Source organism: Intrasporangium mesophilum (genome assembly GCF_054783095.1).
The window spans coordinates 474,151-499,161 of sequence record NZ_BAAGRF010000004.1 but is presented as its reverse complement, the minus strand read 5'-3'; the positions used below and the strand labels follow the sequence as shown (position 1 = coordinate 499,161).

The window sequence follows — 25,011 nt, the reverse complement described above, 5'->3', positions numbered from 1 at the left end:
CAGGCCCGACTCTGCACTGCGAACCGGTGGCTCGCTTGGCATACTGGAACTATGGGCACGCGGGACGGTCGCCCAGGTAGCTACGTGACGGCAGCCACCGCCGCGAAAGAGCGCGCGGACCAGTGTCGTCGTCGCAGCGCGGAGTTGCGCGCCGGCGCGCACGTCAGCGGCCCCGACCCTGCCGCGGGCGCCAACCAGCACCTCGCTCGTGCCATCGAACGGGCTCGTATCGCCGACCGGCGCCTCGCCGACATCGTCGAGATGCACCAGTACAACCAGGCGCGGCGCCAAGCGGGACTCTCTCCTGCGGAACCGGCGCCGAGTCTGCCGCCCCGACTCGACCACGAGTCGGTCACCACGGGACTGGCTGCCGAGCTCATCGACTCGGTCGCGACCGGGACGGCCGCGGTGCTCGACCTGTGGATTACGTTTGCCGAATACGGCGGCGAGGCCTCGTACATCGAGTTCGACGGATACGTAAACGGGGCGTTGTCGATGTCCGATCACGACCGTCAGGTTCTCAGCCAGGTCTGCTGGGAAGACGCCAAGTTCGGCCGGGCAGGGCCCTAGCCGCCTGGCAGGCCGGGGTCCGCAGGCCACAGGCCCAACGACCCCGACATGGCTTGGTTGTCGGTCGAGGTCAGCCGCCAGCGCAGCGCATCGCCATTAGCGGGAAGAGGGGTGCATGCTGGGTTGGTGAGCAGCGCTGAGTCGGCACCGAACGACGGACGGCTCCAAGCCGCGGTGAGACGTGAGGCCGCCGCAGATGCACGAGAACGGTCTGCGGACGAACGCGAACGGCGAGCGGACGGCCGGGAGCTCAACGCGAACGCCCGCGAGCGCCACGCCGACGAGCGGGAGCGGATCTCGGACGAGCGGGACCGGGCCGCCGACGAGCGCGACCGCAAGCTCGACGAACGCGAGGAGGAGCTCGACGCCCGGGAGGCGTACCTCGATCGGATCGCCCGCAATCTCGGCGAACGCACCAACACCAGTGATGAGCTCGCACAGACCACGATCGACCGTGCCCGCGACCGACTGACGTCCAGCCATGCCCGCCTCGATCGCAGCGAAGCCGCGATCATGCGAAGCAGATCCCGTGCCATTCGGGAGCAGGCCAGCATCGACATGGAGGTCGGCGAAAGCGAACGCCGCAACCCGGCCGCCGAGGTACCCACGGACGACGAAGCCGCGCAGTGAATGGAGCAGGCTCCTGTGCACTTGTAGACCGACGCCGGCCTGACTGTTCAACCCGACGCCGCCCTGACCCTTGTTTACCCGCCCCCAGCCAGAACGCACACGACCCCGAGGAAGCCCTGCCAGGCTTTCGACCACAGTCGCTGAGTTTGGGCGACGAACGGCGCGCCCTAGGCACGGCCGGTCACTATGGCCATGCCGCCCGCTCCCGAGCGCACGGACACGTCCGAAAAGCCAGCCGCAGTCATCGCGTCAGCGATCCATCGCGGGTTCTCGGCGCCGGTGTGCACCGTCCCAGCGCCAGCAGCCAGCGGCTCCTGCAAGCAGTACAGAGCAGAGCTCGCATAGCTGACGAACCCGAACGGGTTGGCGACATCGGTGTCCACGTCGCCACTCAGGTCGTTCTCCGCCACCAAGAGCAGACCCCCAGGTGCCAGAGCCGACCGCACCTCAGAAATCAGCACCTCGGCATCCGCGATGTGGTGCAACGTGTCCAGCGTGTAGACCAGGTCGAACGGCCCGTCCGCCGCCATCGACCGAGCGTCGCCTGACCTGAGCTCGGCATTCGACGGCAGGTCAGAGGCCGATCCCGCCCGCAGGTCATAACCGACCACATGACACCCGGGAAAGGCACGCGCCACGAGTGACGCCGCAGCTCCGTTGCCCGCCCCGACCTCCGCGATCTGCCCCCCATGCTCGAGCGCGTCAGCCAATCCACGAGTGCCACCGATCCAGTCCTCCACGAGCACCTGCCCATAGAGCGGTGTGTTGAGACCGGAGAACGCCGAGAACGCCGACAGCGCAATCCCATCCAGGCCACGCCCATCGCGCCAGGCGTCGACGATGGGCCCATACGCGGCCGCCATCCCGAGGCAGCCCTCGAGGCCCGACGCCGCGTCAACCGGAAAGCCCGGATCGAACGTCATCCGCAGGCTGTCCGTCGGCGAGAACATCCCGCGCTCGTGACTGGCATAGCCCCTGGCGGTCATCGCCCTGAGCCACTCCTCGCAGCTCCGCTCGTCGGCACTCGCGCGCCCGGCGATGTCCGACGCCGTGCCCGGCCCCGCCAGCAGGGCGTCCGTGAACCCCGCCCGCCGGCCGAGCCCGAGCAACACGATCGCGTAGAAGCCGAAGAGGTCCTCCAGGACTGCCGGCATCTCATCCATGCGCAGAGGCTATGGCCACGGCCCGCCCCAGGTCGCCCGGATTCGCCAGCATCCTCACGTCCTCCGGCGGCCACCCCTCCCAGACGACACAGAGGCCCGATCCCCTCACTTCACCGGCGTCAGCTTGAGGATCACGCCGACGATGTCGTCGGAGACGTAGATGTCGCCGTGCGCGTCGACAACGAGCCCCTGCGGCTCGACCAACCCGGCGCCGGCGAGCTGCACCCCGGCCCCACCACCGAGTGGGAACCGGCGCAGCGAATGCTGCGTGTGCCGCACGTCCGTCACGAGCAGGTTCCCATGCGTGTCGAGCACGACGTCGTCGGGCATCACTGCCGGCGCCACTCGGGTCTTCGCTCCCGACTTCGACACCTTCCACACGTTGCCGCCGCACTCGTCGGCCACATAGATGGCGCCCGCCGAGTCAGCCGTCGCCCCGACCGGATGCACGAAACCACCCGCCACCCGCGTCAGCGTCGACCCGTCGGGCGTCAGCCGGTAGATCGTGCCGGTCGGCGCATCCGGCACGATCAGAGTGCTGGTGCTGGGGTCCCACCCGATGCCGTCGACGCCCTGGTGACACTCGACAAGCGTCGGTTTGCCAGGCAGCTGCTTCAGCACCATCGGACGCGACGAGCCGGGCCAGAACTCGAGGATACGGTTCGTCTTCTCCTCAGCCACGACGAGCGACCCGTTGCGCAGGAACACCAGCCCCTCCGGCCCGGCCAGCCCTTTGTGAAGGATGGTGGCCTTGCCGTTCGGGTCGAGGCGGCTGATCGTCCCGTCCGTGTAGTCGCTGAAGAGGAGGTGCCCGGACGGGTCGATCACGAGGTCGTCCGGGTGCACCCCGCGAAACACCACCGTCGTCTTGTACCGCGCCGGCGCCTTCGTGGTGCCCGCAGTCGTGTGCCCGGCCGTCGAGCTCGCCTTGGTGCCCGGCGGGGGCGGGATATCGATCGTCGAGGTGCCAGTGACCCGGGTTCTCGGCGACGAAGGATGCGAGGCCGTGCTCGCAGCACCGGTCGGCGAAGCCGAGGAGCATCCACCCAAGGCCAGTCCCAGAGCGACAGCGGCGATCCCCGCCACCGCCGTATGCCGGGTGGTCGAGCGTCGCGCAAAGGGTTGCGTTCCTGCCACGGCAGCACGTTATGAGCAGACGCCGGGAGCCACCTGAGCCAAACCGCCTGACTTCCTGAAGCGGTCCGACCAGGCATGCGCTTCAGTCGCTTTCGTCAAATCTCAGGCAACGTGAGTGCCGTCCTTGCTGGTGAGCCTGATGCGCTCCTAGGGTCCAGTCACATGGCCGTATCACCTGCCCCCAGCTTCTCCAGCGAGTCCCCCCGCCCTCGGCGTGCGGCGTCAGCAAGCCGAGCTGTTCGCATGAGCGTTGCGTCTGCATCGCTGCTCGTCGTCATGGCTGGATGCACCTCGCAGGAACCCGACCCGTCGCCGACCAGATCGACGGCGCCGACGATGACGATCGTGAACTCCGCCCAATGCGGCCGGGACACAGCCGCCGTCAGCGGCCTCCTGGACCCGACAAAGATCGCCCCGACCGGAGCCGAGGTCGGGCGGTCCGCGAGCACGGTGACCTTCGACGCGGAGGGCTGTGCCGACCCGGCGCTCTCCGCGCCCACCCTGGACTCGAGTTGCGACCCTGCCGACTTCCCCTGGCTTCCGGAGAGTTCGGTCCGGGCAAACCTCCTTTACGCGCTCGGCGTTCGGACCCTCACGACCGCCAACTTCCTGGTCGACGCACGGCCGTCGCTGCGCCAGACCCTGATGGACGTCACCGATCCCGGGGCCGTCCACGTCTTTCGCGAGCACCTCGAGCAGTGCGGTGCCAAGACCCTCACGTCCGTGAACGGGCGCGCAGTCGAGCTCCAGCTCGACGGCCAGGTCCCGCTCACGGCCAAGCTCGACGGCCACCGGATCGAAGCCCTCCAAGGCCTCGACGGCAAGGACAAGTCAGCGCTCCTGCGATAGTCGCCATCCCCGGCGACTGGGCGACGCAACATAGCCACGCTCGCCGCGGGCGACTCCTGCCCTACTCGGCGTGGGGCCCGTGGGACGGCGCGCTCACTCGACCAGGGGGTCGGGTGTGTCGCTGTCCTGGTCCGGCTGGCTCGCGGGCGGGATCGGGATCCGCACAACCCGCGACCCACGCAGGTCGAGCACGACCTCTGACCGGATCTGTGCCGCCCGCAACACCACCGCGCCACACCCGCGACACCGTGCCGTGGCACCCATGCCCGCCTCATACACGACGAGCTCCGCGACCGCCTGCTCCCGCGAGCAGTCGACACACGTCACGATCGCGGCTGTCACGTCGACGCCGAACACCTCGCCCAGCACCCCGGCAAGGACGTTGCCGTCCATCACGACGTCGTCTCCGGCATACGTACTCATGTCAGCCTCCGCTCGGTCCAAAGCGCTCGGTCCTGATCGAGTGCTCGTCGTGCCCCAGGTCGACGAGTGAGTTGGCCACCGCGTCGACGAAGCCGGTGGGTCCGCACACGAACGTCACGGCCCCGGACCCGACGGGAAAACCCCACTCCGCCAGCTCCTCCGGCCGTATGCGGCCGACCGCCCGCGCACTCCCGTCCGGCGCCGACCGCGTGAACACCATCGTGACCCGCAACCCGTCGTCGAGCCGCGCGCGCCGCTCCAGCTCGGCGGGATACAGCACGTCGGCCGGCGTGCGCACGGAGTAGACGAGGTGCATCGGCGACGCGTTGCCCGCCTCGTGGCGGGCCCGCACCATCGCCATGAGCGGCACCACGCCCGAGCCTCCGGCGACGAGCAGCACCGGGCCTACCTGCGCGGGCCGCCAGACGAACCAGCCACCGATCGGACCGCGGATCTCGACGGGATCGCCGATCGCCAGGTCGCGCGCGAGGAACGGCGAGACCTCGCCGTCCTCGACGACCTGCACGGTCAGGTCCAGTGCGGCCCCGTGGTCGGGAGTGGCGATCGAGTAGCTGCGCTGCGTCGAGTAGCCGTCCGGCGCGGTCAGCCGCACGTCCACATGCTGCCCCGGCACGTGGCCGGGCCACTCCGGCACCCCGAACACGAGCGTGACCGCCTCGGCCGTCTCATCCTTGCGAGAGACGAGGTATGCCGGCTGCCACGTCACGCGGGCCACGTTGCCTCCCAAGGGAGCTCAGTGACCGTAACAACCGGCCGAACCGGTCTCATCAGTCGCCCGAGTAGCGCTGCTCGCGCCACGGGTCGCCGTACTCGTGGTAGCCGAGCTGCTCCCAGAATCCCAGCTCTTCATCGACGAGCAGCTCGATGCCGGTGACCCACTTGGCCGACTTCCAGAAGTAGAGGTGCGGCACGAGCAGTCGCGCGGGACCTCCGTGCCACGGCTCCAGCGGCTCGCCGTCGTACTCGTGGACGATCCAGGCCTTGCCGTCGAGCAGATCCTCGAGCGGGAGGTTGGTCGTGTAGTCGCCGTAGGAATGCACGAGGGCGAAGTCGGCTTCGGTGTCGATGTCCTCGAGGAGGACGTCCAGGGACACTCCACGCCACGAGGTGCCGAGCTTCGACCACTTGGTCACGCAGTGGATGTCGACGGTCGGCTCCTCCTGCGGCAGCGCCATGAGCTCGTCCCACAGCCACACGTGCCGTTCCCGCGACTCCGTCGTCACGGTCAGAGACCAGTCGGCCAGGTCGACGCGCGGCGTGGGCCCGGCCGACAGCACCGGAAAGTCGTGCGTGAGGTACTGCCCTGGCGGCAGCTGCACCGCGTCTCGCTGCCGGCCCCGGAAGCCAGGGGTCACGATTCCCATGCGCCCTCCCCAGATTGGGTGATGCCTGATTATGCCGCGCACCACGCGAGAAGAGGGCCCGAGCGGTGACTTCCCGCCCGGACCCTCCTCAACCGTCTCGATCCACGAGCAGGCGCTAGCTGGCGGTTGCCGCCCAGCGCTGGGTCGCAGCCCCGCTATCGGTGACCTGGACCGCCTTGCCGCTCGCATCGACCGCGAGCGTCAGCCCGCTGTGCTTGGCGACGAGCTTGAGCTGGCTGCCTGAGCGCGTCACCGTCCACTGCTGGTTCGTCGTGCCCGTGCAGGTGTACTGCCCGACGAGCGCGCCACTGGACTGCGAGCTGTAGAACACGTCCATGCACTGCCCGCTCGCGGCGTTCTTCACCTGGTAGGCACCGGAGTCCTGCAGGGTGAGGATCCACTTCTGCGACGCCGACGACGAGGCTGGCGCCGTGCCGAGCTGGTCTGACGACGAGCCTGGCGCCTCGAGCGCGAGGCCCGTGCCGACGTTGCCGAGCGAGTACTGCCCGTCGGCGATCGGCGGCGGCACGACGTCCTCGTTGCCGACGGTCATCGCGAAGACGTGTGCCGCGGAGTTCGCCGGCAGGGTCACCGCAGCCACCTGTTTGGCAGGGTCGATCCGCACGGTCTTGGTGTAGATCCGATAGGCGACCGTCGGGTACGCGGGCCCGGTCGGCGTGTTCTTGCCCATGGTCGTCACCGCGATCTTCGCGCCGTAGGTGTCGGTCGCGAGGCAGCACCAGTTCGGGAAGCCGATGGTCGCCGTCGTCGACGACCCGTCGGTGTAGTGCACCGTCGCTGCACCACCCGCAGACCCGCTCGTGCCGGTGCCCAGCAGCGCCAGCGCGTTGCCCTGCCCCGACAGCTGGATCGTCTCGCCGGCCGAGGCGACGTTGTCCTTCGTGCCCGGCTGGGACGACGGCCACGTGAAGTCGAAGCCGTTCGCCGAGACCTTGGCGCCAGGCGTCACCCCCTGGGCTGCGAGCCGCTCCGCGATGAAGCTCGACCCGCCGCCGTCGATGTTGCCCGGTGTCGGGTTCGCCTGCGCGGTGATCGCGACGTTGCTGAAGGCGCTCGCGAGCGACGGGTGCGCCAGCGTCGTCTTCGTCGAGTCCGTGAGTGTCCTGCCCACGTCACGGACCGTGTATGCCGCGGACGCCGTGATCGGGTATACCCCGGGCTTTGCGCCTGCCGGGGGCGTCACGTCGAAGCGTGCCGTGAACGAGGCGCCGTCCTTGAGGTCCGTCGCGGTGGTCGGGCCAGACGCCACCGACTGCCATCCAGCGGGGAGGCCGAGTGAGGTCGCGGTCACCTGCACGGGCTTGCCCGTCGAGTTGGTGAACGTCGCGGTGACGGGCCGAGCTTCGTCGGGCACCGAGATGACCGGTGCCTTGACGTCGAGTGCCGCGTCGAGCTCGCCCGGCTGTGCGCCACCGATTGCCCCCGCGCCCGTGATCCGGACCGAATGGGCGGCGGAGGTCGGCAGGGACGCGGTCTTGGCCTGGATGACGCCGGTGGCGGCGTCGTAGAACCATCCCGACGATGCGCCGTCGAGGGCGGCCGCGCTGTCGACCGGGCCGATCACCGTGCCGTCGACCGACACCTCCGACGGTTTGGTGTTCGTGTGCACGGACAGCCCGTAGGCACGCGTGCCGGGCTTTCCGGCATAGGCGCCGTCGAGGGCCCCGATCGACACCGTCACCGGACCCTTGCCGGCGGTCGGTGCGACCACGCCGAGCTGCTGCGTCGCGCTCTGCCCGGCGGCATACGCCTGCGACCGGCCGTCGTCCTCGTAGCTGGTGAACGACGACGTGCCCGAGGGGTAGACGTCGAGGTCGAGGCGGCCCGAGTCCTTGCCGGACTTCCAGTCCTTCGTGCCCTCCGGGAACATCGGCACGACTGCGCCGGCGCGGACGAACAGCGGCAGCCGGTCGAGCGGGGCCTTGTAGCCGTTCAGCGTCTGCTGGCCGGAGTAGAGGCGGCCGGTCCAGTAGTCGACCCAGGTGCCCTGCGGCAGGTAGATGCCGTTGCGCACCGTCGTGTCGCTGTAGACCGGCGCCACGAGGAAGTCGTCGCCGGCGAGGAACTCGTACTTCGCCTGGTCGCCCCACGTCGCCGGGTCCGTCGGGTAGTTGACGTACAGCGGGCGCGTCGGGCCGAGGCCGTTCTTGGAGGCGTTGGCGGTGTGCGTGTAGAAGTACGGCAGCAGCCGCTCATGGAGCTGGAGGTAGTCGCGGTTGATCGAGGTGTACGGCTCGCCGTAGCGGTACGGCTGCTTGTCCTTGCCGGCCCACCCGCTCATCGCGTACGTCATGGGCAGGAACATCTTCCACTGCAGGTCACGCGTGTACGTGTCGGCGCTTCCCCCGAAGATGCCGTCGATGTCGCCTGTGGTCACGGGCTGTCCGGACAGGGTCGAACCGGCATAGGTCGGGATCTGCCACTTGATGTAGTCCCACGAGCCCGACTGGTCGCCGCTCCACATCGCACCGCAGCGCTGCGTGCCGGCCCAGCCCTCGATGGTCAGGACCGTCGCGCGGTCGCTGCTGTTGGACTCGATGCCGTCGCGGGCCTGTTCGCACGCGTCGAGGGCGAAACGGTAGCCGGGGCCGACCCAGGCCACGTCCGTCTTGCGGACGCGGACGCCGCTGCTGACCTCGTACGGCTGGTTGGTCAGGTCCGACTGCGTCCACAGGCCCAGCTCGGAGCCGTGCTCGCCGAGCATCTGGTGCGTCTCGGGGAGCTGCTCGTAGCCGCAGCCATAGCCGTCGTTGACGAGCATCCAGCCGAGCGGCATGTCGTTGGCCGTGTACCCCTGGGCGATCGCCGTCGAGTCACGCAGCGTCTTGCGCTCGCCGCGGTTCGCGTTGTGCAGGTAGCAGTCGGCGTCGCCGACCTCGAGCGCGTACATCGGCAGCATGAGCGGCCGACCGGTCAGCTCGGTGTAGCCGTCGAGGACCTGTCGCGTGTCGCCGACGAAGTAGTAGGCGTCGAAGCGCTGCTCCTGGTGGGTGGTGCGCACCGGCGCGTGGAAGTCGTACGTGCCGGGCGCGAACGTGTTGCGCAGGACGCCGTACCCCGCGCTCGAGACGTAGAAGGGCGCAGCGTTCGGGTTGCCGCCGTCGTCCCAGTTGTAGTCGCGGCTGATGGTGATCGAGGTGTCGCGGTGGCTGAAGCGGCCGTTCTGCATGCCGCCGCCGAAGAACTGCTCCTGAGGGCCCCGCGCGAGCGTCTGGGTCGTCCCGCTGCCGGTCCAGGACAGCGGCGCGGTCTCGCGCCACAGGTCGGCACCGGCCGCGTTCTGCAGCCGGAGCGTGAGCGGCGACTTCGTCACCGTCAGACGCGCCTTGCTCGTCGAGATGACGTATGCCGTCCCCGTGTCCGTGACGCTCGAGCCGCCCCCGGCGAAGTCGCGCTTGACGACGATGTCCGCATCGGGCGCCTTGGGGTCGGCAGGGTCGTCGTTCGCCGGGTCCGAGAACGTGCCGTTCGGCGCGAGCTGCACCCGGAAGAGATCGGTGTCGTCGAACTCGACGCGCAGCTTCGCCGCACCCGAGCCGAACGTGTACGTGTCGCCGTCGCGGCTGTATGCCGTCACGTCGCCCAGCTGCCCGTCGGCGGCCTGCGCCGGCGCCGAGACCGCGACGAGACCCGTGAGGGCCAACGCTGCGACACCGGCTACCACCGCCACCCTCCGGACTGTGTGTTTGAAACTGCTCACTTAAGCATCCTTTCGCTCACAATCAGTCATCCTCCGTGGTCAGAGACCGTACGGGTGGTGCAGAGCGGGCGTCAAGGGGCAATTCGCCCCAAGCCGGTGAGCTCGACCGCCACGGCCCACCGAAACCCGACCGAAAGACGATCGAAATCCCGATCGGAGCATTCAGGACAGGTGAGCGTTCACCTCACGGCCTGGACGAGAATTCGCTTGACGCACAAGGAATCCACCGCTCGTACCTATGGCGAAACGGCCCCCGTGGTGCCATGCTCAGTGGAGCAACATCTATCGAGCCCGTAAGGGACCCGATACTCGTGGGCGTTTTGCGCAGAAAGGTCTAATCTGACGCGCTCAATGTGATGCAATCTTCACCTAGCCTCTCGCGTTAGCACCCGGTCGCCGTTTAGACTGGAGGCAGCGAAGGGTTGGGCCCGCACGAACCGCGCCCAGCCCTTCTGCATGTGCTGGCTCGCGCTGTCCCCCTGTCGGTGCGAGCCAGCTCAAGCAGAGACGGACCCGGATTGCTTCAAGCATCCGGGTCCGTCTCTTTGTGTCGGCAGGACGAGTGCGCCTCAGGGCTCAGCCGGGCTCCGGCAGGCGCAGTTCGGGCTCAGGCGGGGCCGTCTCCGTTGGGCGCAGGCTTGGACCGGGCGGTGCTGCGCCCGGACGTGCGCTTGCGCGTTGTCCCGTTGGGCGTGCTGCTGCCGCCGGCGGCCTCACCCTCGACCGCGTCGGCGCCAGGGTGCCCGTCCACAGCGGTGACCTGACCCTCGGCTGCTGCCGTCGCCTCGTCGAGCTCGGCCTGCGGGTCGTCGATCTTGGACTCCACAGCGCTGGTCACGTCCTCGGCGGTGTGGCCCAGCTCGTCACTCGCCTCGCCGGCGAGGTCGGCCGCCTCGTCCGCAGCTGCCGCGGCGGCGTCGGCCGCTCCCGCGCCGGCCTCGTCGACCGCGTCGGACGAGCGGTCCTTGGCGTCGGCGATGGCGGCCTGGCCCCTGGCCGCGAGGTCACTTGCCTTGTGCTTGGCGGCGTCGGCGAGCTCGGCGCTCTTCTCCTTGGCCTTGGCGGCAGCGTCGGCCACCGCCTCCTTGGCGTGCTCGACCTGTCCCGCCGCCTTGTCCTTGATCGATGCGGCGCTCGGCGTCGAGGAGTCCCCCGCGCTGTCGAGCGGCGTGGCCCAGGGGTCGTCAGCCTGCTTCTGCCGGCGGAACGCGGCGATGGCTGCCACGGCCGCGGCCGCGAGCCCGATGACGATGAGCCACTTGGCCTTGCCGCCCTTCTTCTTCGCCACGGCGTCACCCTTGAGGACGAGGTACGCGTCCTTGGCGCGGTCGCCGCTGAACGCGGCGGACTCGCGGGCCTGTGCGGCGGCCTGCTCCAGATGCGGCGCGGCCGCCTCCTTCGCCTGCTCGGCACCCGCCGCGACCGCCGCGGCAGCCGTCGCGAGCGCTGCGCCGACTTTGGGCAGGACCGTGTCGACGAACGTCGCCTGGGCGGCCTCGACCTTCGGCTTCGCGCGCTCGGCCGCCTCGTGCAACTTCACCTTCGCGGTCTCGGCGGCCTCCTGGAGCGCCGGCATGGCCGCCTCCTTCGCGTCGCCCAGGCGCTCGCGAGCGGCACCTGCCGCGTCGCCGACGGCGGGGCCGACACTCCCGCGGGCCTGTGCCACGTGCTCCTTGGCGCTCGCGGCGGCGCTGCCTGCCGCATCACGGGCGCTCTCGGTGACCGTGTCGAGCTGTTCGCCAACCCGCGCTCCCAGGTCCGCTGCGGTAGAGCGCACCTCGTCGACGGCATTATCGGCGCTGGACTGCTTCTGGAACATGCGTCCTCCTAAGTCCTCTCGTCCTTACCCATCCTGTCAACATCCGGCTACGTGCCGCGAGGTCCCCCACAGGCGCGTCGCGAATGCACGAGCCCCGCTCGTCGCGTCACGGCATAGGCCGTCGGGCCCGATCCGCTCACGTCGTCGCGGTCCGGTCGGGGTGTGGACCGGCGTCCTCGGCCGCGGGCGGCTCGCTCAGAGTGGGGGCATCCGCCGTGGTCTCGTGGCTGGTCACGACGTCCTCGAGCGCCGTGTCGTGCAGCGCCTCGTGCGCCGGGGCAGGCAGGTCGCCGGACGCGGCGTCGAAACCGGACTCGTCGCGGCTGCCCGGCGAGTCCTCGGTCGCGGCACCGGCCGCGCCCGCGACAGGCACGTCATCGGCCGGCCCGGTGACATCGTCCGACGCGCGCCCGCCCTCGGCGACCTTGTCGACGCCCCGGTGCACCTGCTCCTTGACCTTCGCGACGGTGTCGGAGTACTTGTCGTGCGTCTTCTCGTCGAACTTGGCTCCAGCCTGCTCGACGTAGCCGCCGATCTTCTCGCGGTTCTGGGTCGCGAAGTCGCCCGCCTTCTCGCGCGCCTGCTTCGCAGCCTTGGCGGCGGCATCCTGCAGCTGCTTGGCCATGCCCTCGAGGTCGAGGTCCTCGACCTTCCTCTTCATGTTGTCCTTGAACGACATCCGGCACTCCGTCCTGGGTCCCGCTCGATGGGTGGTGATGCGTCGATCGCCCGGTTCACCTCGATCCTTCCCCTCGGGCACCGGTGGGTCCAGACCTGCGCAGAACGGCATACCTCGGCGGCCATGCGAGGATTGGGCCCATGAAGGCAACCCTGCACACGAACTACGGGGACATCGTCCTCGATCTCTTCCCGCACCAGGCGCCCAAGACGGTCGAGAACTTCGTCGGTCTTGCCAAGGGTGAGAAGGAGTACAAGGACGACGCCGGCCGCACCAACCCGACGCCCTTCTACGACGGGCTCATCTTCCACCGGATCATCCCCAACTTCATGATCCAGGGCGGCTGCCCCATCGGTCAGGGCTTCGGTGGCCCGGGCTATGCGTTCGACGACGAGATCAGCCCGGACAAGAACTTCAACCAGCCGTACGTCCTCGCCATGGCCAACGCGGGCAAGCGAATGGGCCGCGGCACCAACGGTTCCCAGTTCTTCATCACCACTGCGGCGACGACCTGGCTCCAGGGCAAGCACACGATCTTCGGCGAGGTGGCCGACGCTCCCTCGCGCGCCGTCGTCGACAAGATCGGCGCCGTCGCGACCGGCCCGAACGACAAGCCGGTCGAGGACGTCGTCATCAGCTCGGTGACGATCGAAGACTGACCAGCCACACACTCGCACCACACACTCGCACCACACTCGACGCACGACGGACGAGACCGGCGAAGGGATCCCATTGTCCGACAACGGCACCGGCGGCCAGCCACCGATGACGCAGCGGCCGCCGCAGCCCCCCGCCGGTCCGTCCGTCTGCCCCCGCCACCCGGACCGCGAGGCCTATGTCCGCTGCCAGCGGTGCGGCCGGCCCGCGTGTCCGGAGTGCCAGCGACCCGCCGCGGTCGGCATCCAGTGCGTCGACTGCGTCCGCGAGGCCGCTCGCACCTCGCCGTCCGCCCGCACCGTCTTCGGCGGTCGAGCCACCGACGGCCGGCCGATCGCCACCTACACGCTGATCGGGATCTGCGCGGTCGTCTACCTGCTCCAGCGGGTCGACCCCTCCGTCACGATCAACTACGCCTTTGCCCCCGCTCTGGGCTGGAGCGAGCCCTGGCGGTTCCTCACCGCGGCGTTCCTGCACTCGCCCGACACCATCTTCCACATCGTGCTCAACATGTTCGCGCTGTGGATGATGGGGCAGTACCTCGAGCCGATGCTCGGCCGGGCGCGGTTCCTCGCGGTCTATCTCATCAGCGGCATAGGCGGCCAGGTCGCGGTCACGCTGTTCGCGGGCAACCCGACCATCGAGGGCATCCAGCGCAATGAGGACCCATGGATCGGGCTCGTCCTCGGCGCCTCCGGCGCGATCTTCGGCCTCTTCGGGGCTCTGCTCGTGCTCAACCGTCACCTCGGCCGCTCGTCCGCGGCGATGTACGCGACGATCGCCATCAACGCCGCGTTCGGTTTCCTCTACCCGGGGATCTCCTGGCAGGCGCACCTCGGTGGCTTCCTGACCGGCCTTGCCTGCGCCGGCGTCATCGTGCTCTTCCGACGGCAGAGCTCCCGTCTCCTCGTGTGGCTGGGCCTGGCCGGGGTCCTCGGTGTGCTCGCCGTGGTGACGGTGCTCAAGTACCTCTCCGTCCCCGCCTACTTCCGCTAGCCGTCCGTTCGCTGACCGCCCCGGACGCCCGCCGAACGGACGGAGCCGCACGTGCACCTCGTGAACGTCATCGGCCCGCCGGCGGCGGGCAAGATGACCGTCGGCCGGGAGCTCTGTGAGCTGACCGGCTTCAGGCTTTTCCACAACCACATGTCGATCGAGCCCCTGCTCGGGGTGTTCGACTTCGGCACGCCCTCGTTCACTCGCCTCAACTCGATGATCCGGCGAGAGGTGATGACGGAGGCAGTCGCCGCGGACCTTCCCGGACTCGTCTTCACCTACGCGTGGGACTTCGACGACCCCCGTGAGCTCCAGCGGGTCGAGCACCTCATCGAGCCCGTCGTCCGGGCCGGGTGCCCGGTCGACTTCGTCGAGCTGTATGCCGCTCAGCCCATCCGGCTGGCCCGTGAGGGAGGCGCCGACCGGATGGATCACAAGCGCAGCAAGCGCGACGTCGAGTGGGCTCGCGCGCACGTCGTCGAGCTCGACCAGCGGGCCCGCTTCAACACCGACCCGACTGCGGACCCTGCCGACTGGCCGCTACCGCAGCACCGGCTCGTGCGGCTCGACAACAGCCACGCATCGCCGCGCGTGACGGCCGAGCAGATCATCGACGAGCTCGGGCTGCCCCGCTGCTGACCGGGCGGGCGCTGACCGCGCCTCACCCGTGGCGCGTCGGGCTGAACCGCGTCGACGATGGGATCCGTCGAGCGTTCGCCAAACAGGGTTGTCCACCGCTGTGGACAACCCTGTGGATGTAGTTACACCCCTGTCATTCATCCCCAACTGGGGATAAGCCTGTGGACAACCTGTCCACCGGGTGGGGACGCCTGTGTAGAACCGCCGCGCAAGGGCGGTCAGCGCCACCGCATCGTCATGATGAAGCCGCCCATGAGCAGCACGAAGCCGATCGCGAGGTTCCAGACGCCGATCGCACCGATCGGATACTTGTAGGCGGACACGTAGTACACGACGATCCACAGCAGTCCGACCACGAGAAGCGTGATGAAGACAGGTGCCCACCAGGTGGGGTTCGGCTCGGTGGCCTTGCTCTTGGCCGGCGGTGTGAACGCGGCGGCCTTGTGGTCGCGGCCTCGGGACTCGGGCACTGCTCTCTCCTTGGTCTGAGTTGTGCACAGCCTAATGCGTCGAGTGGCCGCGTCGTCACAGGTAGCCCGTCGAAGGTCACCCTGACGGACTGGGTGTGACGACGCGGCCACTCGACAGGCACAATAAGCGGACGAAGTGTGCCGTCCGCAGACACGAGGTGCCCCCGCATGAACGCCGACCCGGTCCAGCCGGTCGACGAGCCGACCGCCGAGTCGGTTGCTGGGGTGTCCCCCGAGTCCGCGGCGGACCCGACCGACGGTGGCCCCGAGCAGAAGCCTGAGCAGAAGCCAGAGTCGAAGGCGGGGTCGAAGCGGTCCTCTCGGCGGTTCACGTGGGGCGTTCTCGTGCCGGTCGTGACGGCGGCCGCGGGGATCATGTTCGCGATGAGCTTCAAGGCGGCGCAGGGCAGCGACCTTCGGGCCGACCGCGACCTTCCACAGCTCATCATGGCCGGCGACGACCGGGTCGCCGAGAAGGCCGCCCAGCTCGACGAGCTCCAGAAGGAGGTCGACGCGCTGTCCAAGGCCAACGCCCCGAGCGACGCCCGGCTCAGCGCGCTGACCAAGACGGGCGAGACGCTCTCGCGCGACGCCGCCACGACGAAGGTGTCCGGGCCGGCCATCGAGGTGTCGCTCGACGACGCGCACCGCACCGCCGAGTCGCTGCCGGACGGCTTCACCGCCGATGACATCGTCGTGCACCAGCAGGACGTCCAGGCGGTCGTCAACGCCCTCTGGTCCTCCGGTGCCGAGGCGATGATGATCCAGGACCAGCGCGTCATCTCCACCAGCGCGGTCCGGTGTGTCGGCAACACCCTGATCCTGCAGGGCCGGGTCTACTCCCCGCCCTACCGCATCACCGCGATCGGCGACATCGGCCGGATGCAGCAGGGCCTCGACGCCGACGGGTCGATCGCGATCTACAAGGAGTATGTCGACGCCGTCGGTCTCGGCTGGAACGTGCAGACGCACGCCTCACGGGACTTCCCGGCATACTCGGGGTCGGTCGACTTCCAGTACGCCCAGCCGATCCGCTGAGCGTCCCGACCCGGCTCGCGCCACCAGAACCGAAGCACCGTCCCACGTGAGGCCGTGATGAGCACCCGAATCCTCGTCGTCGACAACTACGACAGCTTCGTCTACACGATCGTCGGCTACCTCGAGCAGCTCGGCGCCGAGTGCACCGTTGTGCGCAACGACGCCGTGGCACCCGAGGAGGCGGCGGCCTACGACGGGGTTCTGGTGTCGCCGGGGCCTGGGACCCCGGAGGATGCCGGCGTCTCGATGGCGATCATCCGCGAGTGTGCGCGGCTGGCCAAGCCGATGTTCGGGGTGTGCCTCGGGCACCAGGCGCTCGGGGTCGTCGCCGGCGCGACCGTCGACCGCGCGCCTGAGCTGCTGCATGGCAAGACCTCGCTCGTGCACCACGATGGCACCGGCGTGCTGGAGGGCCTGCCATCGCCCTTCACCGCGACGCGCTACCACTCGCTGACCATCGACCCAGCGACGCTGCCGGAGGAGCTCGTCGCGACCGGGCACACCGACAGCGGGCTGATCATGGCGGTCCGGCACCGCGAGCTGCCTCTGCACGGAGTGCAGTTCCACCCCGAGAGTGTCCTCACCGAGGGCGGCCACCGGATGCTCGCCAACTTCCTCGCGATGTGCGGCGACTCCGAGGCGGTCGCCCGGTCGGTGGGGCTCAGCCCGCTCGTCACCGCCGCCATCTAGCTCGTTCATGACCAAGGGCCCCAGCCGGTCGGCTGAGGCCCTTGGTCACGTCTGCTACGGCTGGGTCGGTGGCGGGGTCGTCGCCGTCGTCGTCGCCGTCGTCGGTGGCGTCGTCGGCGGGGGCACCGTGATCGTCTGAGTCGGCGCCTTGGCGACCTTGACTGTGATCTTGGTGCCGCGCGGGACCACCTCGCCGGCCTTCGCGACGTCGAGGACCTGGCCCTCGGTCTTGGTGGATTCGACGGCCTCCTTGACCGGGTCCAGCCCGGCAGTCTGCAGCGCGGGCGCGGCGAGGGCCCAGTCCTGGCCGACGAGGTTGTCGGGCACAACGACGTTGCCCGTCGCGTAGTAGATGACGATCGAGGCGCCCTTGGCCACCGTCGCATTGGCCGCGGGACTGGTCTTGGTGACCTTGTCCTTGGTCTGCGCCGTCGTGTTCTCCTGGCGGAACTCGGCCACGTTGAAGCCCTGGCTCTCGAGCTCGGTGCGCGCCTTGTCCTTGTCGAGCCCGGTCACGTCGGGCACGGTGGCCTGGTCGGGACCGGTCGACACGACATACTTCACCGTTGACTGCACGGCGAGCTGGGTGCCGGACTTCGGGTCCTGGCTGATGATCAGGCCCTCCGTCACGTCAGCACTCGGGGCGGTGCTCTTCTCGCCCTTGAGGTTCGCGTTCTCCAGCGCCTGTAGTGCCGTCGCCTCGTTCTTGCCCTCGAGCTGCGGCACCGCGACCGTCTGCACCGGAGGGGTCTGGTTGCCGAACCATGTCACGGCACCCCAGCCGACGAGGCCGAGCAGGATCAGCGCGAGGACCGTGAACAGCACAGCGCGGCCCCGATGTCGCTCGCGCCCATCGGACTCGTCGTGCCCGACAGCGGGCATGCCTGCGGTATTGCGGTAGCGGTCGCTGCGCGAGGCGACGCTCGGCTGGACCGCGGTCGGGGTGCCCGCAGCGGCATACGACTGGGGCAGGGTCTGAGTGGCTGCCGCCCCGATGGCCGCCCCGGTGCCGAGCGCCGCGGCGCTGATCGGGCGTCCGTAGCGGACGTTCTCGAGGTCCTTCCGGAACGACGTGGCGTCCTGGTAGCGAGCCTCGCGGTCCTTCTCGAGCGAGTGCAGCGTGACCGCGTCGAGGTCGCCGCCCACCGCGTCGTTCCACACGCTCGGCGGCTGCGGCAGCTCGCCGACGTGCTGGTAGGCGATCGCGACCGGCGAGTCGCCCAGGAACGGGGGACGGCCGGCGAGCAGCTCGAACAGCAGACACCCCGTGGAGTAGAGGTCCGAGCGCGCGTCGACGGTCTGGCCCTGGGCCTGCTCCGGGGAGAGGTACTGCGCCGTGCCGACGACCGACTGGGTCTGCGTCATGGTCGCCGCCGTGTCAGCGATCGCGCGGGCGATGCCGAAGTCCATCACCTTGACCGTGCCGGTCTCCGTGATCATGACGTTCGCCGGCTTGATGTCACGGTGGACGATGCCCATCCGGTGGCTGTATGCGAGGGCGTCGAGGATGCCCTCGGTCAGGCGGATCGCCTCGGCCGGGTCGAGCTGGGTGTGCTCGGACAGCTTCTGGCGCAGCGTCTGCCCGTCGACGTACTCCATGACCATGTACGGGAGCTTGGTCTGCGTGCCGTTGGGGCCATCGATGAGCGTGTCGTCCTCGCCGGAGTCGAAGATGGCGACGATCGAAGGGTGGTTGAGACCGGCGGCAGACTGGGCCTCGCGGCGGAAGCGCATGAGGAAGTTCGCGTCGCGCGCCAGGTCGGAGCGCAGCATCTTGATCGCGACCTTGCGACCGAGCCGCGTGTCATGACCGAGGTGCACGTCGGCCATGCCACCGCGACCGATGAGCTCGCCGACCTCGTAGCGACCGCCGAGGACACGGGGTGTGGGGATCACCTCGTTCGCCTCCGTCGGCTCGGGCGGTCGGCCGGGTGCCATGGGCTGCTGCTGGTCCACTCGTCGGACTCCTGGGTCGCGCGGATCGAGCTGGTCTGTCATGTCAATTCCCCCTGCCCCTTCCCTTGCCCTTGCCGGGGTGGGTGGGCTCCTGGCTGGTCGACGGCGTCGCCGAGGTCGTCGTCGGCTCTGTCTTCGTCGTGGTCGTGGCTGCCGTCGTCGACGCGGAGGTCGTCGTCCGCTGTGTCGGCTTGGTGGCGGTCGTCGCAGCAGGATGGCTGCTTCCGGACCCGCCGGTGGAGGTCGGTGGTACGCCGCCGTTGACGAGGCCGCCGAGCGCGAAGGCTCCCCACGCGACCAGGGCGACGAGCGGGATGGCGAGCCACGCCCACCGCCGCGAGACGGAGTGCTCCTTCGGGGCAGGAGCCTGCGCGGCCCGCAGGTCCGCGCGTCTGGTCACGAGCGGCATCGCTCGGGTTGCGCCGACGGTCTCGACAGGCGCGACCGCCTCGACCCGCTCCGTCGCTCCCACAGGGACCGTGGCGGCGGTGGCATCGCCGAAGCCCAGAGCGGCGGCGACGGTCCGCGCGTCGGCCGGCCGTTCGGCCGGCGCCTTCGCCAGGCATGACTCGACGACGGCGCGCAGGTCCGCGGGGACCGTTGGCGGCAGTGGAGGTGGCGCGTCGTGCACCTGCGCGAGGGCGGTCGCCACCGGCATACCTTGGTCGAACGGCCTTGTGCCCGTGAGCATCTCGTGCGCGACGATGCCAAGGGCATACACGTCGCTGGCCGACGTCGCCGGCTGGCCGAGCGCCTGCTCAGGGCTGATGTAGTGCGGAGTGCCGAGGACCTCGCCCGTCGCCGTGTGACCCGAGCCGTCGCCGAGGCGGGCGATGCCGAAGTCCGTGAGCTTCACCTGGCCCTGCGGCGTGACGATGATGTTCGCCGGCTTCACGTCGCGGTGGACGACACCGGAATCGTGCGCGGCGGCGAGCGCCAGAGCTGCCTGGCCGACCACCGAGCGCACGTCGTCGGGTGACATGCCGCCCGGCGCCTCGCGGATCAGCTCGCCCAGGGTGTGGCCCGGGACGAGCTCCATGACGAGGTATGCCGTGCCGTCCTGCTCGCCGTAGTCGAACACCGACGCGATGTTCGGGTGCTGCAGGACAGCGCTGCTGCGAGCCTCGTCGCGGAACCGCTCGAGGAACGACTCGTCGGGACCCTGCGGGCGCATCACCTTGACGGCGACCTGGCGCTGCAGCACCTCGTCGGTCGCCTCCCAGACGTCGCCCATGCCGCCCGAGGCGACGAGCGTGCCCACGAGGTAGCGGCCACCGAGGGTCGAGCCGGAGGCGATGGTCACTTGTTCAACACCGCCTCCATGACAGCTCGCGCGATCGGCGCGGCCACCCGGCCGCCACCGATCTCGCTGCCGGTGACACCGCCGTCCTCGACGACGACCGCCACGGCCACCTTCGGGTCGTGGGCCGGGGCGAACGAGATGAACCACGCGTGCGGCGGCTTGCCCGGGTCGTGCTGCGCCGTGCCCGTCTTGCCCGCCACCTCGACGCCATTGATCTGAGCGCGGGCACCGCTGCCGTGGTCGACGACCGAGACCATCATCTTGGTGAGGATCTCCGCGGTCTGCGGTGACACGGCCTGGGACATCTCGACCGGGTCCGGCGTCGACTGGATCAGGTCGAGGTTGGCACTGCGGATCGTGTCGATGAGGTACGGCGTCATGACCTTGCCCTGGTTGGCGATCCCCGCCGCCACCATCGCCATCTGCAGCGGCGTCGTGCGCACGTCGTACTGCCCGATCGCGGACTGCGCCGACTGCGGCGCGTTGAGGTCGGCCGGCACCGAGCTCGGCGTGACCCGCATCGGGATCTGCAGCGTGAAGTTGCCGAACCCGAACTTCTCGGCCTGCGCCCGGATCTTCTCGCCCCCGAGCTCCAGCCCCAGCGACCCGAACGCCGTGTTGCACGAGATCTCGAGCGCGTGGATGAGGGTGGTCTTGTTGTTCGGGCCGCAGGGACGGCCGTTCTCGTTGGGCAGGTTGGTGGTCGTCAGCGGCAGGTCGAGCGTGGCCGGGCCGGGCACCACGGAGTTCTCGTCGGTGACGAGGCCGTTCTCGAGCGCGGCCGCGGCCGTGACGACCTTGAACGTCGAACCGGGCGGGTAGAGCTCGTTGATGGTGCGGTTGAGGAACGGCTTGTCAGGGTCGTTGGACAGCGACTTCCACGCGTTGGCGGCCTTGTTGAGATCGTGGCTGGAGATCGGGTTCGGGTCGTACTGCGGGTGGCTCACCATTGCCAGGATCGCGCCTGTCGTCGGGTCGAGCGCGACGACCGCGCCGTGGCTCTTGCCCAGCGCCTGGTCGGCCGCCTGCTGCGCCTTGGGATCGATCGTCAGCTCGAGGGTCGCGCCGGAGGTCCGGCGGCCGGTCAGCAGGTCGGTCATGCGTCGCACGAACAGGGCGTCGGAGTCACCCGACAGAAGGTCGTCGGAGGCATGCTCGAGGCCGTACGGCGCGCCGACGGCATACGAGTAGAAGCCCGTGGTCTGCGAGTAGAGCTCAGCCTGGGGGTAGGTGCGCAGGAAGCGGTACTGGTCCTGGACCGAGACCGACTTGGCGATGGGCTGGCCGGCGACGATGATCGCCCCACGCTCACGGCTGTAGTTGTCGAGGATGGTGCGCTTGTTGGCGGCCATCGCGTTGAGCGACTTCGCCTGCGCGAACTGCACCAGCGTCGATGCCACGAGCAGCGCCGTGAAGAGCGCGGCGATGACGACCGACAGGCGGCGGATCGGGGTGTTCACGACAGCTTCACCACCTGCGTGACGTCGGCGGGCGCGGGCTCGTCGGCCGCGACGCCGACCGGGATCTCGGGCATCGGGCGGCGGGCCTGATCGGAGATGCGCAACAGCAGCGCGGTGATGACCCAGTTCGCGAGCAGCGACGAGCCGCCGAGCGAGAGGAACGGCGTGGTGAGACCCGTCAGAGGGATGACCCGGGTGACACCCCCGATGACGATGAAGAGCTGGAACGCGACGGAGAACGTCAGGCCGATGGCGAGCAGCTTGCCGAACCCGTCACGCACCCCGAGCGCGGTGCGGACGCCGCGCTCGCAGAAGATGAGGTAGAGCATGAGGATCGCGACCGCCCCGAACAGGCCGAGCTCCTCGGCCATGCTCGGGAAGATGAAGTCGCTCTCGGCGAAGGACGTGAGCCAGGGGCGGCCCGCGCCGAGCCCGGTGCCGGTCAGGCCGCCGGCAGCCATGCCCCAGAGGCCGTTGGCCAGCTGGTTGGACAGCTCGAGGTTGCCCGCCGAGAACGGGTCGAGCCACAGGTCGACGCGCTTCTGGAAGTGGGCGAACGCGGAGAAGGCGAAGACGACCGCCAGCCCGAACAGCAGCAGGCCGATCGCGATCCACGAGACCCGCTCGGTGGCGACGTAGAGCATCGCGACGAACAGGCCGAAGAACAGCAGGGCGGTGCCGAGGTCCTTCTCGAAGACGAGGATGAGCACGGCGAGCAGCCATGCGACGAGGATCGGGCCGAGGTCGCGCCCGCGCGGGAACGTGAAGCCCAGCACCTTCCTGCCTGCGAGCGACAGCACGTCACGGGTCTGCACGAGGTAGCCGGCGAAGAAGATCGCCAGGGCGATCTTGGCGAACTCCCCCGGCTGGAAGCTCATCGGGCCCACGGAGATCCAGATCTGCGAGCCGTTGATCGTCTGCCCGAGCCCCGGCACGAGAGGCAGGATGAGCAGCCCGAAACCGACCACCATCGACACGTAGGTGTAGCGACGCAGCAGGCGGTGGTCGCGCAGCACGAGGATGACCGCGATGGCGAGGACCACGGCGAGCGTCGTCCAGATGATCTGGCGGTAGGCGTCCCCGTCAGCGCCGAGCTTGCCTCGAGCGAGGTCGAGCCGGTGGATCATGACGAGCCCGAGACCGTTGAGCACCGTGACCACCGGCAGGAGCACCGGGTCCGCGTACGACGCCTTCCACCTCAGCACGATGTGCACCGAGAGCGCGAGCACGGTGAAGCCGCCCGCGACGGGGATGATGTTGGCCGGCACCGTGCCGTTGCGGTTGAGATCGGTCGTGATCCACGCGAGGAGCACGATGCCGATGGCGAGGACGAGCAGCCCGAGCTCGGCGTTGCGCCGGGTGGGCGGGTGGAGCGGCTCGACGGTCGTGGTCATGCTGCCACCAGGTCTGCACCGTCGGCGGTGACGTGCGGGGCACCCGCGCCCACCGGCGGCGGCGTGGTGATCGAGGTGTTCGGGCGCGGCCGAGCCGTGCTCCGGACAGATACGGTCGGGGACACCGGCGTGGTCGTGGCCGGGAGCGTCGGCACGACCGACTGGCTCGGCGTCGGCGTCGTGCCGCAGGGCGTCCCGGTTGCGGCAAGGAGCTGGCATCGCTGTGCCTCGACCCGCAGCTTGTCGACCTTGCCCTGCGCATCGGCGAGGTCGCGCACCGGGATCGTGTTGGTGACCGCGCCCTGGATGTCGGAGGGCAGGTCGGAGACGAGGACGTCGGACTGCGACTCGACGTGGCTCAGGACGATCGGGCCGAGATTCTGCGAGACGCCGCGGAAGATCGCCACGTGCCCGTCCTCGGCGGCAACGAAGAACTGCTTCTGCGACCAGGCGTACGCGGCATACCCACCCGCGCCGAGGATGGCGGCGACGACGATGATGCCGATCGTGCGGCGGATCCTCCGGCCGCGGCGCGAACGGGCGCGGTCCTCGGCGAGCTCGACCCCGTCGTCGGCCTCGTCGGAGCGAGCCCGGCCGGTGGCCTCGCGCGACAGCGCCGCCGCCTTCTCGGCAGGACTCGTCGGGATGGCCCGCGTGTTGTTCCGCAGCCGCTTGGCGGCGGCTCCGACGACCTGCGGGACTGTCGTGGGCAGGTCGTCGCCGTTGGCGTCCACGACGTCGGCGATGATCACGGTCACGTTGTCACGTGTGCTCGCCTTGAGGGCGACCTCGATGCATCGGTCGGCCGCCTCGTCGGGCGTCCTGGCCTCGCGCAGGATCTCTTCGATGACGTCCGCGCCCACGAAGTCGGACAGGCCGTCGCTGCACAGGAGGAAGCGGTCACCCACCTTCGCCTCGCGCAGGGAGGTGTCTGGCTCGTCGTCGGGCTGGCCGGTCATGACCCGGGTCACGACGGACCGCTGCGGGTGGGTGCCGGCCTCTTCCCTGGAGATCCGGCCCTCGTCGATGAGCTGCTGGACGAAGGAGTGGTCCTTGGTGATCTGCGAGAACGAGTCGCCTCGGAGCATGAACGCCCGCGAGTCGCCGATGTGGGCCATGGCGAGCTTGTTGCCCGTGCGGAGCATGACGATCGTCGTCGAGCCCATCCCGGCGAGGTCGGAGTTCTCGCGCATGGCGTTGGTGAGCTTGGCGTTCGCGCCGTGCAGGGTCTCCTCGAGCAGCGGGATCGCCTGGTCGGCGGTCACGTCCTCCTCGTCGAGCGGGGCCAGCTCTCCCACGATCATCGAGCTCGCGACGTCGCCCGCGGCGTGACCACCCATGCCGTCGGCGAGGACCAGCAGGTTGGGGCCGGCATACCCGGAGTCCTCGTTGCGCGACTTGGGCCCCAGGCCCAGGTCGGAGCGCGCGGCATAGCGCAGGGCGATGGCCATCCGCTCAGCCTCGCAGTTCGAGGACGGTCTTGCCGATACGCAGGGTGGTGCCGATCTCGACGGGCCGCGCACCGGTCAGGCGGTCGCGGCCGATGAACGTGCCGTTGGTCGAGCCGAGGTCCTCGACGAGCCAGCCCTGGCCCGCAGGGTCGGGGTAGATGCGGCAGTGCCGCCCCGACGCGTAGTCGTCGTCGAGGACGAGTGCGCACTCTGGGTTGCGCCCGATCAGCACGCCGCCACTGCGCAGCGGCAGCGACGTCCCCGCCAGCGGGCCCTCGGTGACCACGAGGAGCGTCGGCACTCCCTTGCGCCCGCGCCCGCGACGGGCCGGCGCCGAGTCCGGCACGGGCGAGGTGACCGCTCCGGCAGGGACGACGGGCGCCGGGACCGGCGCCGGGGCCTGCCGGGAGGCGCGCTGCTGCTCCTTCTCCTGCCGCTTCATGGCCTTGCGCTGGGTGCGTCGGCTCACCGACGTGCCGTAGATGTCGGTCCGGAGCACGCCGACCACGCTGAAGATGAAGATCCACAGCAGCGCCAGCAGACCCAGCCGAAGCAGGGTCAGCGTGAGTTCACTCATGCAT

23 protein-coding genes are annotated in these 25,011 nt (G+C 69.5%); 8 read left to right on the top strand and 15 right to left on the bottom strand.

What is annotated here, in order from left to right; genetic code table 11:
- Positions 1 to 84: 84 nt before the first annotated feature.
- On the top strand, positions 85 to 570 hold the full coding sequence (locus ACYVLP_RS05690; RefSeq protein ID WP_460626366.1) for a hypothetical protein: 486 nt from the start codon (positions 85 to 87) through the stop codon (positions 568 to 570).
- Positions 571 to 627: 57 nt separating this feature from the next.
- Complete coding sequence (locus ACYVLP_RS05685) at positions 628 to 1,200, top strand: hypothetical protein (RefSeq protein WP_460626365.1); 573 nt, start codon at positions 628 to 630, stop codon at positions 1,198 to 1,200.
- A gap of 167 nt (positions 1,201 to 1,367) precedes the next feature.
- On the opposite strand, the gene ACYVLP_RS05680 is transcribed toward ACYVLP_RS05685, so the two are convergent.
- Complete coding sequence (locus ACYVLP_RS05680; RefSeq protein ID WP_460626364.1) at positions 1,368 to 2,363, bottom strand: class I SAM-dependent methyltransferase; 996 nt, start codon at positions 2,361 to 2,363, stop codon at positions 1,368 to 1,370.
- 105 nt (positions 2,364 to 2,468) lie between these two features.
- A complete protein-coding gene (locus ACYVLP_RS05675) occupies positions 2,469 to 3,500 on the bottom strand; it encodes an NHL repeat-containing protein (RefSeq protein WP_460626363.1) in 1,032 nt (343 codons plus the stop codon).
- 243 nt (positions 3,501 to 3,743) lie between these two features.
- On the opposite strand from ACYVLP_RS05675, the gene ACYVLP_RS05670 reads away from it, so the two are divergent.
- The gene (locus ACYVLP_RS05670; RefSeq protein ID WP_460626362.1) at positions 3,744 to 4,349 is read left to right on the top strand and encodes a hypothetical protein; all 606 of its coding nucleotides are present in this window, start codon (positions 3,744 to 3,746) and stop codon (positions 4,347 to 4,349) included.
- Positions 4,350 to 4,442: 93 nt separating this feature from the next.
- Here ACYVLP_RS05670 and ACYVLP_RS05665 read toward each other — a convergent pair whose 3' ends face one another.
- The 6 genes from ACYVLP_RS05665 to ACYVLP_RS05640 all read right to left on the bottom strand — a co-directional run bounded on the left by ACYVLP_RS05665 (position 4,443) and on the right by ACYVLP_RS05640 (position 12,376).
- Positions 4,443 to 4,772: a DUF6510 family protein gene (locus ACYVLP_RS05665; RefSeq protein WP_460626361.1), complete on the bottom strand. Its 330-nt coding sequence runs from the start codon at positions 4,770 to 4,772 to the stop codon at positions 4,443 to 4,445.
- A gap of 1 nt (position 4,773) precedes the next feature.
- The gene (locus ACYVLP_RS05660) at positions 4,774 to 5,508 is read right to left on the bottom strand and encodes a ferredoxin reductase (RefSeq protein WP_460626360.1); all 735 of its coding nucleotides are present in this window, start codon (positions 5,506 to 5,508) and stop codon (positions 4,774 to 4,776) included.
- A 52-nt stretch (positions 5,509 to 5,560) separates the two neighbouring features.
- Positions 5,561 to 6,157 carry a sulfite oxidase-like oxidoreductase gene (locus tag ACYVLP_RS05655; RefSeq protein WP_460626359.1) on the bottom strand — a complete coding sequence of 199 codons (597 nt, stop codon included), beginning with the start codon at positions 6,155 to 6,157 and terminating at the stop codon, positions 5,561 to 5,563.
- Between the two features lie 115 nt (positions 6,158 to 6,272).
- A complete protein-coding gene (locus ACYVLP_RS05650) occupies positions 6,273 to 9,848 on the bottom strand; it encodes an RICIN domain-containing protein (RefSeq protein ID WP_460626358.1) in 3,576 nt (1,191 codons plus the stop codon).
- A 637-nt stretch (positions 9,849 to 10,485) separates the two neighbouring features.
- The gene (locus ACYVLP_RS05645) at positions 10,486 to 11,697 is read right to left on the bottom strand and encodes a hypothetical protein (protein ID WP_460626357.1); all 1,212 of its coding nucleotides are present in this window, start codon (positions 11,695 to 11,697) and stop codon (positions 10,486 to 10,488) included.
- A gap of 136 nt (positions 11,698 to 11,833) precedes the next feature.
- Complete coding sequence (locus tag ACYVLP_RS05640; RefSeq protein WP_460626356.1) at positions 11,834 to 12,376, bottom strand: antitoxin; 543 nt, start codon at positions 12,374 to 12,376, stop codon at positions 11,834 to 11,836.
- A gap of 140 nt (positions 12,377 to 12,516) precedes the next feature.
- On the opposite strand from ACYVLP_RS05640, the gene ACYVLP_RS05635 reads away from it, so the two are divergent.
- The 3 genes from ACYVLP_RS05635 to ACYVLP_RS05625 all read left to right on the top strand — a co-directional run bounded on the left by ACYVLP_RS05635 (position 12,517) and on the right by ACYVLP_RS05625 (position 14,668).
- Complete coding sequence (locus ACYVLP_RS05635) at positions 12,517 to 13,035, top strand: peptidylprolyl isomerase (RefSeq protein ID WP_460626355.1); 519 nt, start codon at positions 12,517 to 12,519, stop codon at positions 13,033 to 13,035.
- A 73-nt stretch (positions 13,036 to 13,108) separates the two neighbouring features.
- Positions 13,109 to 14,029 (top strand): rhomboid family intramembrane serine protease, encoded by a 921-nt coding sequence (locus tag ACYVLP_RS05630; protein WP_460626354.1) that lies wholly within the window; start codon positions 13,109 to 13,111, stop codon positions 14,027 to 14,029.
- 51 nt (positions 14,030 to 14,080) lie between these two features.
- Positions 14,081 to 14,668, top strand: coding sequence for a DEAD/DEAH box helicase family protein (locus ACYVLP_RS05625; RefSeq protein ID WP_460626353.1), 588 nt, complete (start codon positions 14,081 to 14,083; stop codon positions 14,666 to 14,668).
- Positions 14,669 to 14,886: 218 nt separating this feature from the next.
- Here ACYVLP_RS05625 and ACYVLP_RS05620 read toward each other — a convergent pair whose 3' ends face one another.
- Positions 14,887 to 15,138, bottom strand: coding sequence for a cell division protein CrgA (locus ACYVLP_RS05620; protein WP_452268408.1), 252 nt, complete (start codon positions 15,136 to 15,138; stop codon positions 14,887 to 14,889).
- Between the two features lie 168 nt (positions 15,139 to 15,306).
- On the opposite strand from ACYVLP_RS05620, the gene ACYVLP_RS05615 reads away from it, so the two are divergent.
- Together ACYVLP_RS05615 and ACYVLP_RS05610 are read left to right on the top strand one after the other, a co-directional pair.
- A complete protein-coding gene (locus ACYVLP_RS05615; protein ID WP_460626352.1) occupies positions 15,307 to 16,176 on the top strand; it encodes a DUF881 domain-containing protein in 870 nt (289 codons plus the stop codon).
- Positions 16,177 to 16,233: 57 nt separating this feature from the next.
- Complete coding sequence (locus ACYVLP_RS05610; RefSeq protein WP_460626351.1) at positions 16,234 to 16,866, top strand: aminodeoxychorismate/anthranilate synthase component II; 633 nt, start codon at positions 16,234 to 16,236, stop codon at positions 16,864 to 16,866.
- Between the two features lie 54 nt (positions 16,867 to 16,920).
- Here the strand turns inward: ACYVLP_RS05610 and pknB are convergent, their stop codons facing one another.
- Genes pknB through ACYVLP_RS05580 form a run of 6 tightly spaced genes read right to left on the bottom strand, consistent with a single transcriptional unit; the run spans position 16,921 to position 25,007 of the window.
- Positions 16,921 to 18,864 (bottom strand): Stk1 family PASTA domain-containing Ser/Thr kinase, encoded by a 1,944-nt coding sequence (gene pknB, locus ACYVLP_RS05605; protein ID WP_460626350.1) that lies wholly within the window; start codon positions 18,862 to 18,864, stop codon positions 16,921 to 16,923.
- A 1-nt stretch (position 18,865) separates the two neighbouring features.
- Complete coding sequence (locus ACYVLP_RS05600; protein ID WP_460626349.1) at positions 18,866 to 20,125, bottom strand: serine/threonine-protein kinase; 1,260 nt, start codon at positions 20,123 to 20,125, stop codon at positions 18,866 to 18,868.
- The gene (locus ACYVLP_RS05595) at positions 20,122 to 21,585 is read right to left on the bottom strand and encodes a peptidoglycan D,D-transpeptidase FtsI family protein (RefSeq protein ID WP_460626348.1); all 1,464 of its coding nucleotides are present in this window, start codon (positions 21,583 to 21,585) and stop codon (positions 20,122 to 20,124) included. Before ACYVLP_RS05595 ends, ACYVLP_RS05600 begins: the two co-directional genes overlap by 4 nt.
- Positions 21,582 to 22,979 carry an FtsW/RodA/SpoVE family cell cycle protein gene (locus ACYVLP_RS05590; protein WP_460626347.1) on the bottom strand — a complete coding sequence of 466 codons (1,398 nt, stop codon included), beginning with the start codon at positions 22,977 to 22,979 and terminating at the stop codon, positions 21,582 to 21,584. The genes ACYVLP_RS05595 and ACYVLP_RS05590 overlap by 4 nt, the downstream gene beginning before the upstream one ends.
- Complete coding sequence (locus ACYVLP_RS05585; RefSeq protein WP_460626346.1) at positions 22,976 to 24,430, bottom strand: PP2C family protein-serine/threonine phosphatase; 1,455 nt, start codon at positions 24,428 to 24,430, stop codon at positions 22,976 to 22,978. The genes ACYVLP_RS05590 and ACYVLP_RS05585 overlap by 4 nt, the downstream gene beginning before the upstream one ends.
- 4 nt (positions 24,431 to 24,434) lie before the next feature.
- Positions 24,435 to 25,007 carry an FHA domain-containing protein FhaB/FipA gene (locus ACYVLP_RS05580; protein ID WP_460626345.1) on the bottom strand — a complete coding sequence of 191 codons (573 nt, stop codon included), beginning with the start codon at positions 25,005 to 25,007 and terminating at the stop codon, positions 24,435 to 24,437.
- Between the last annotated feature and the right edge of the window lie 4 nt (positions 25,008 to 25,011).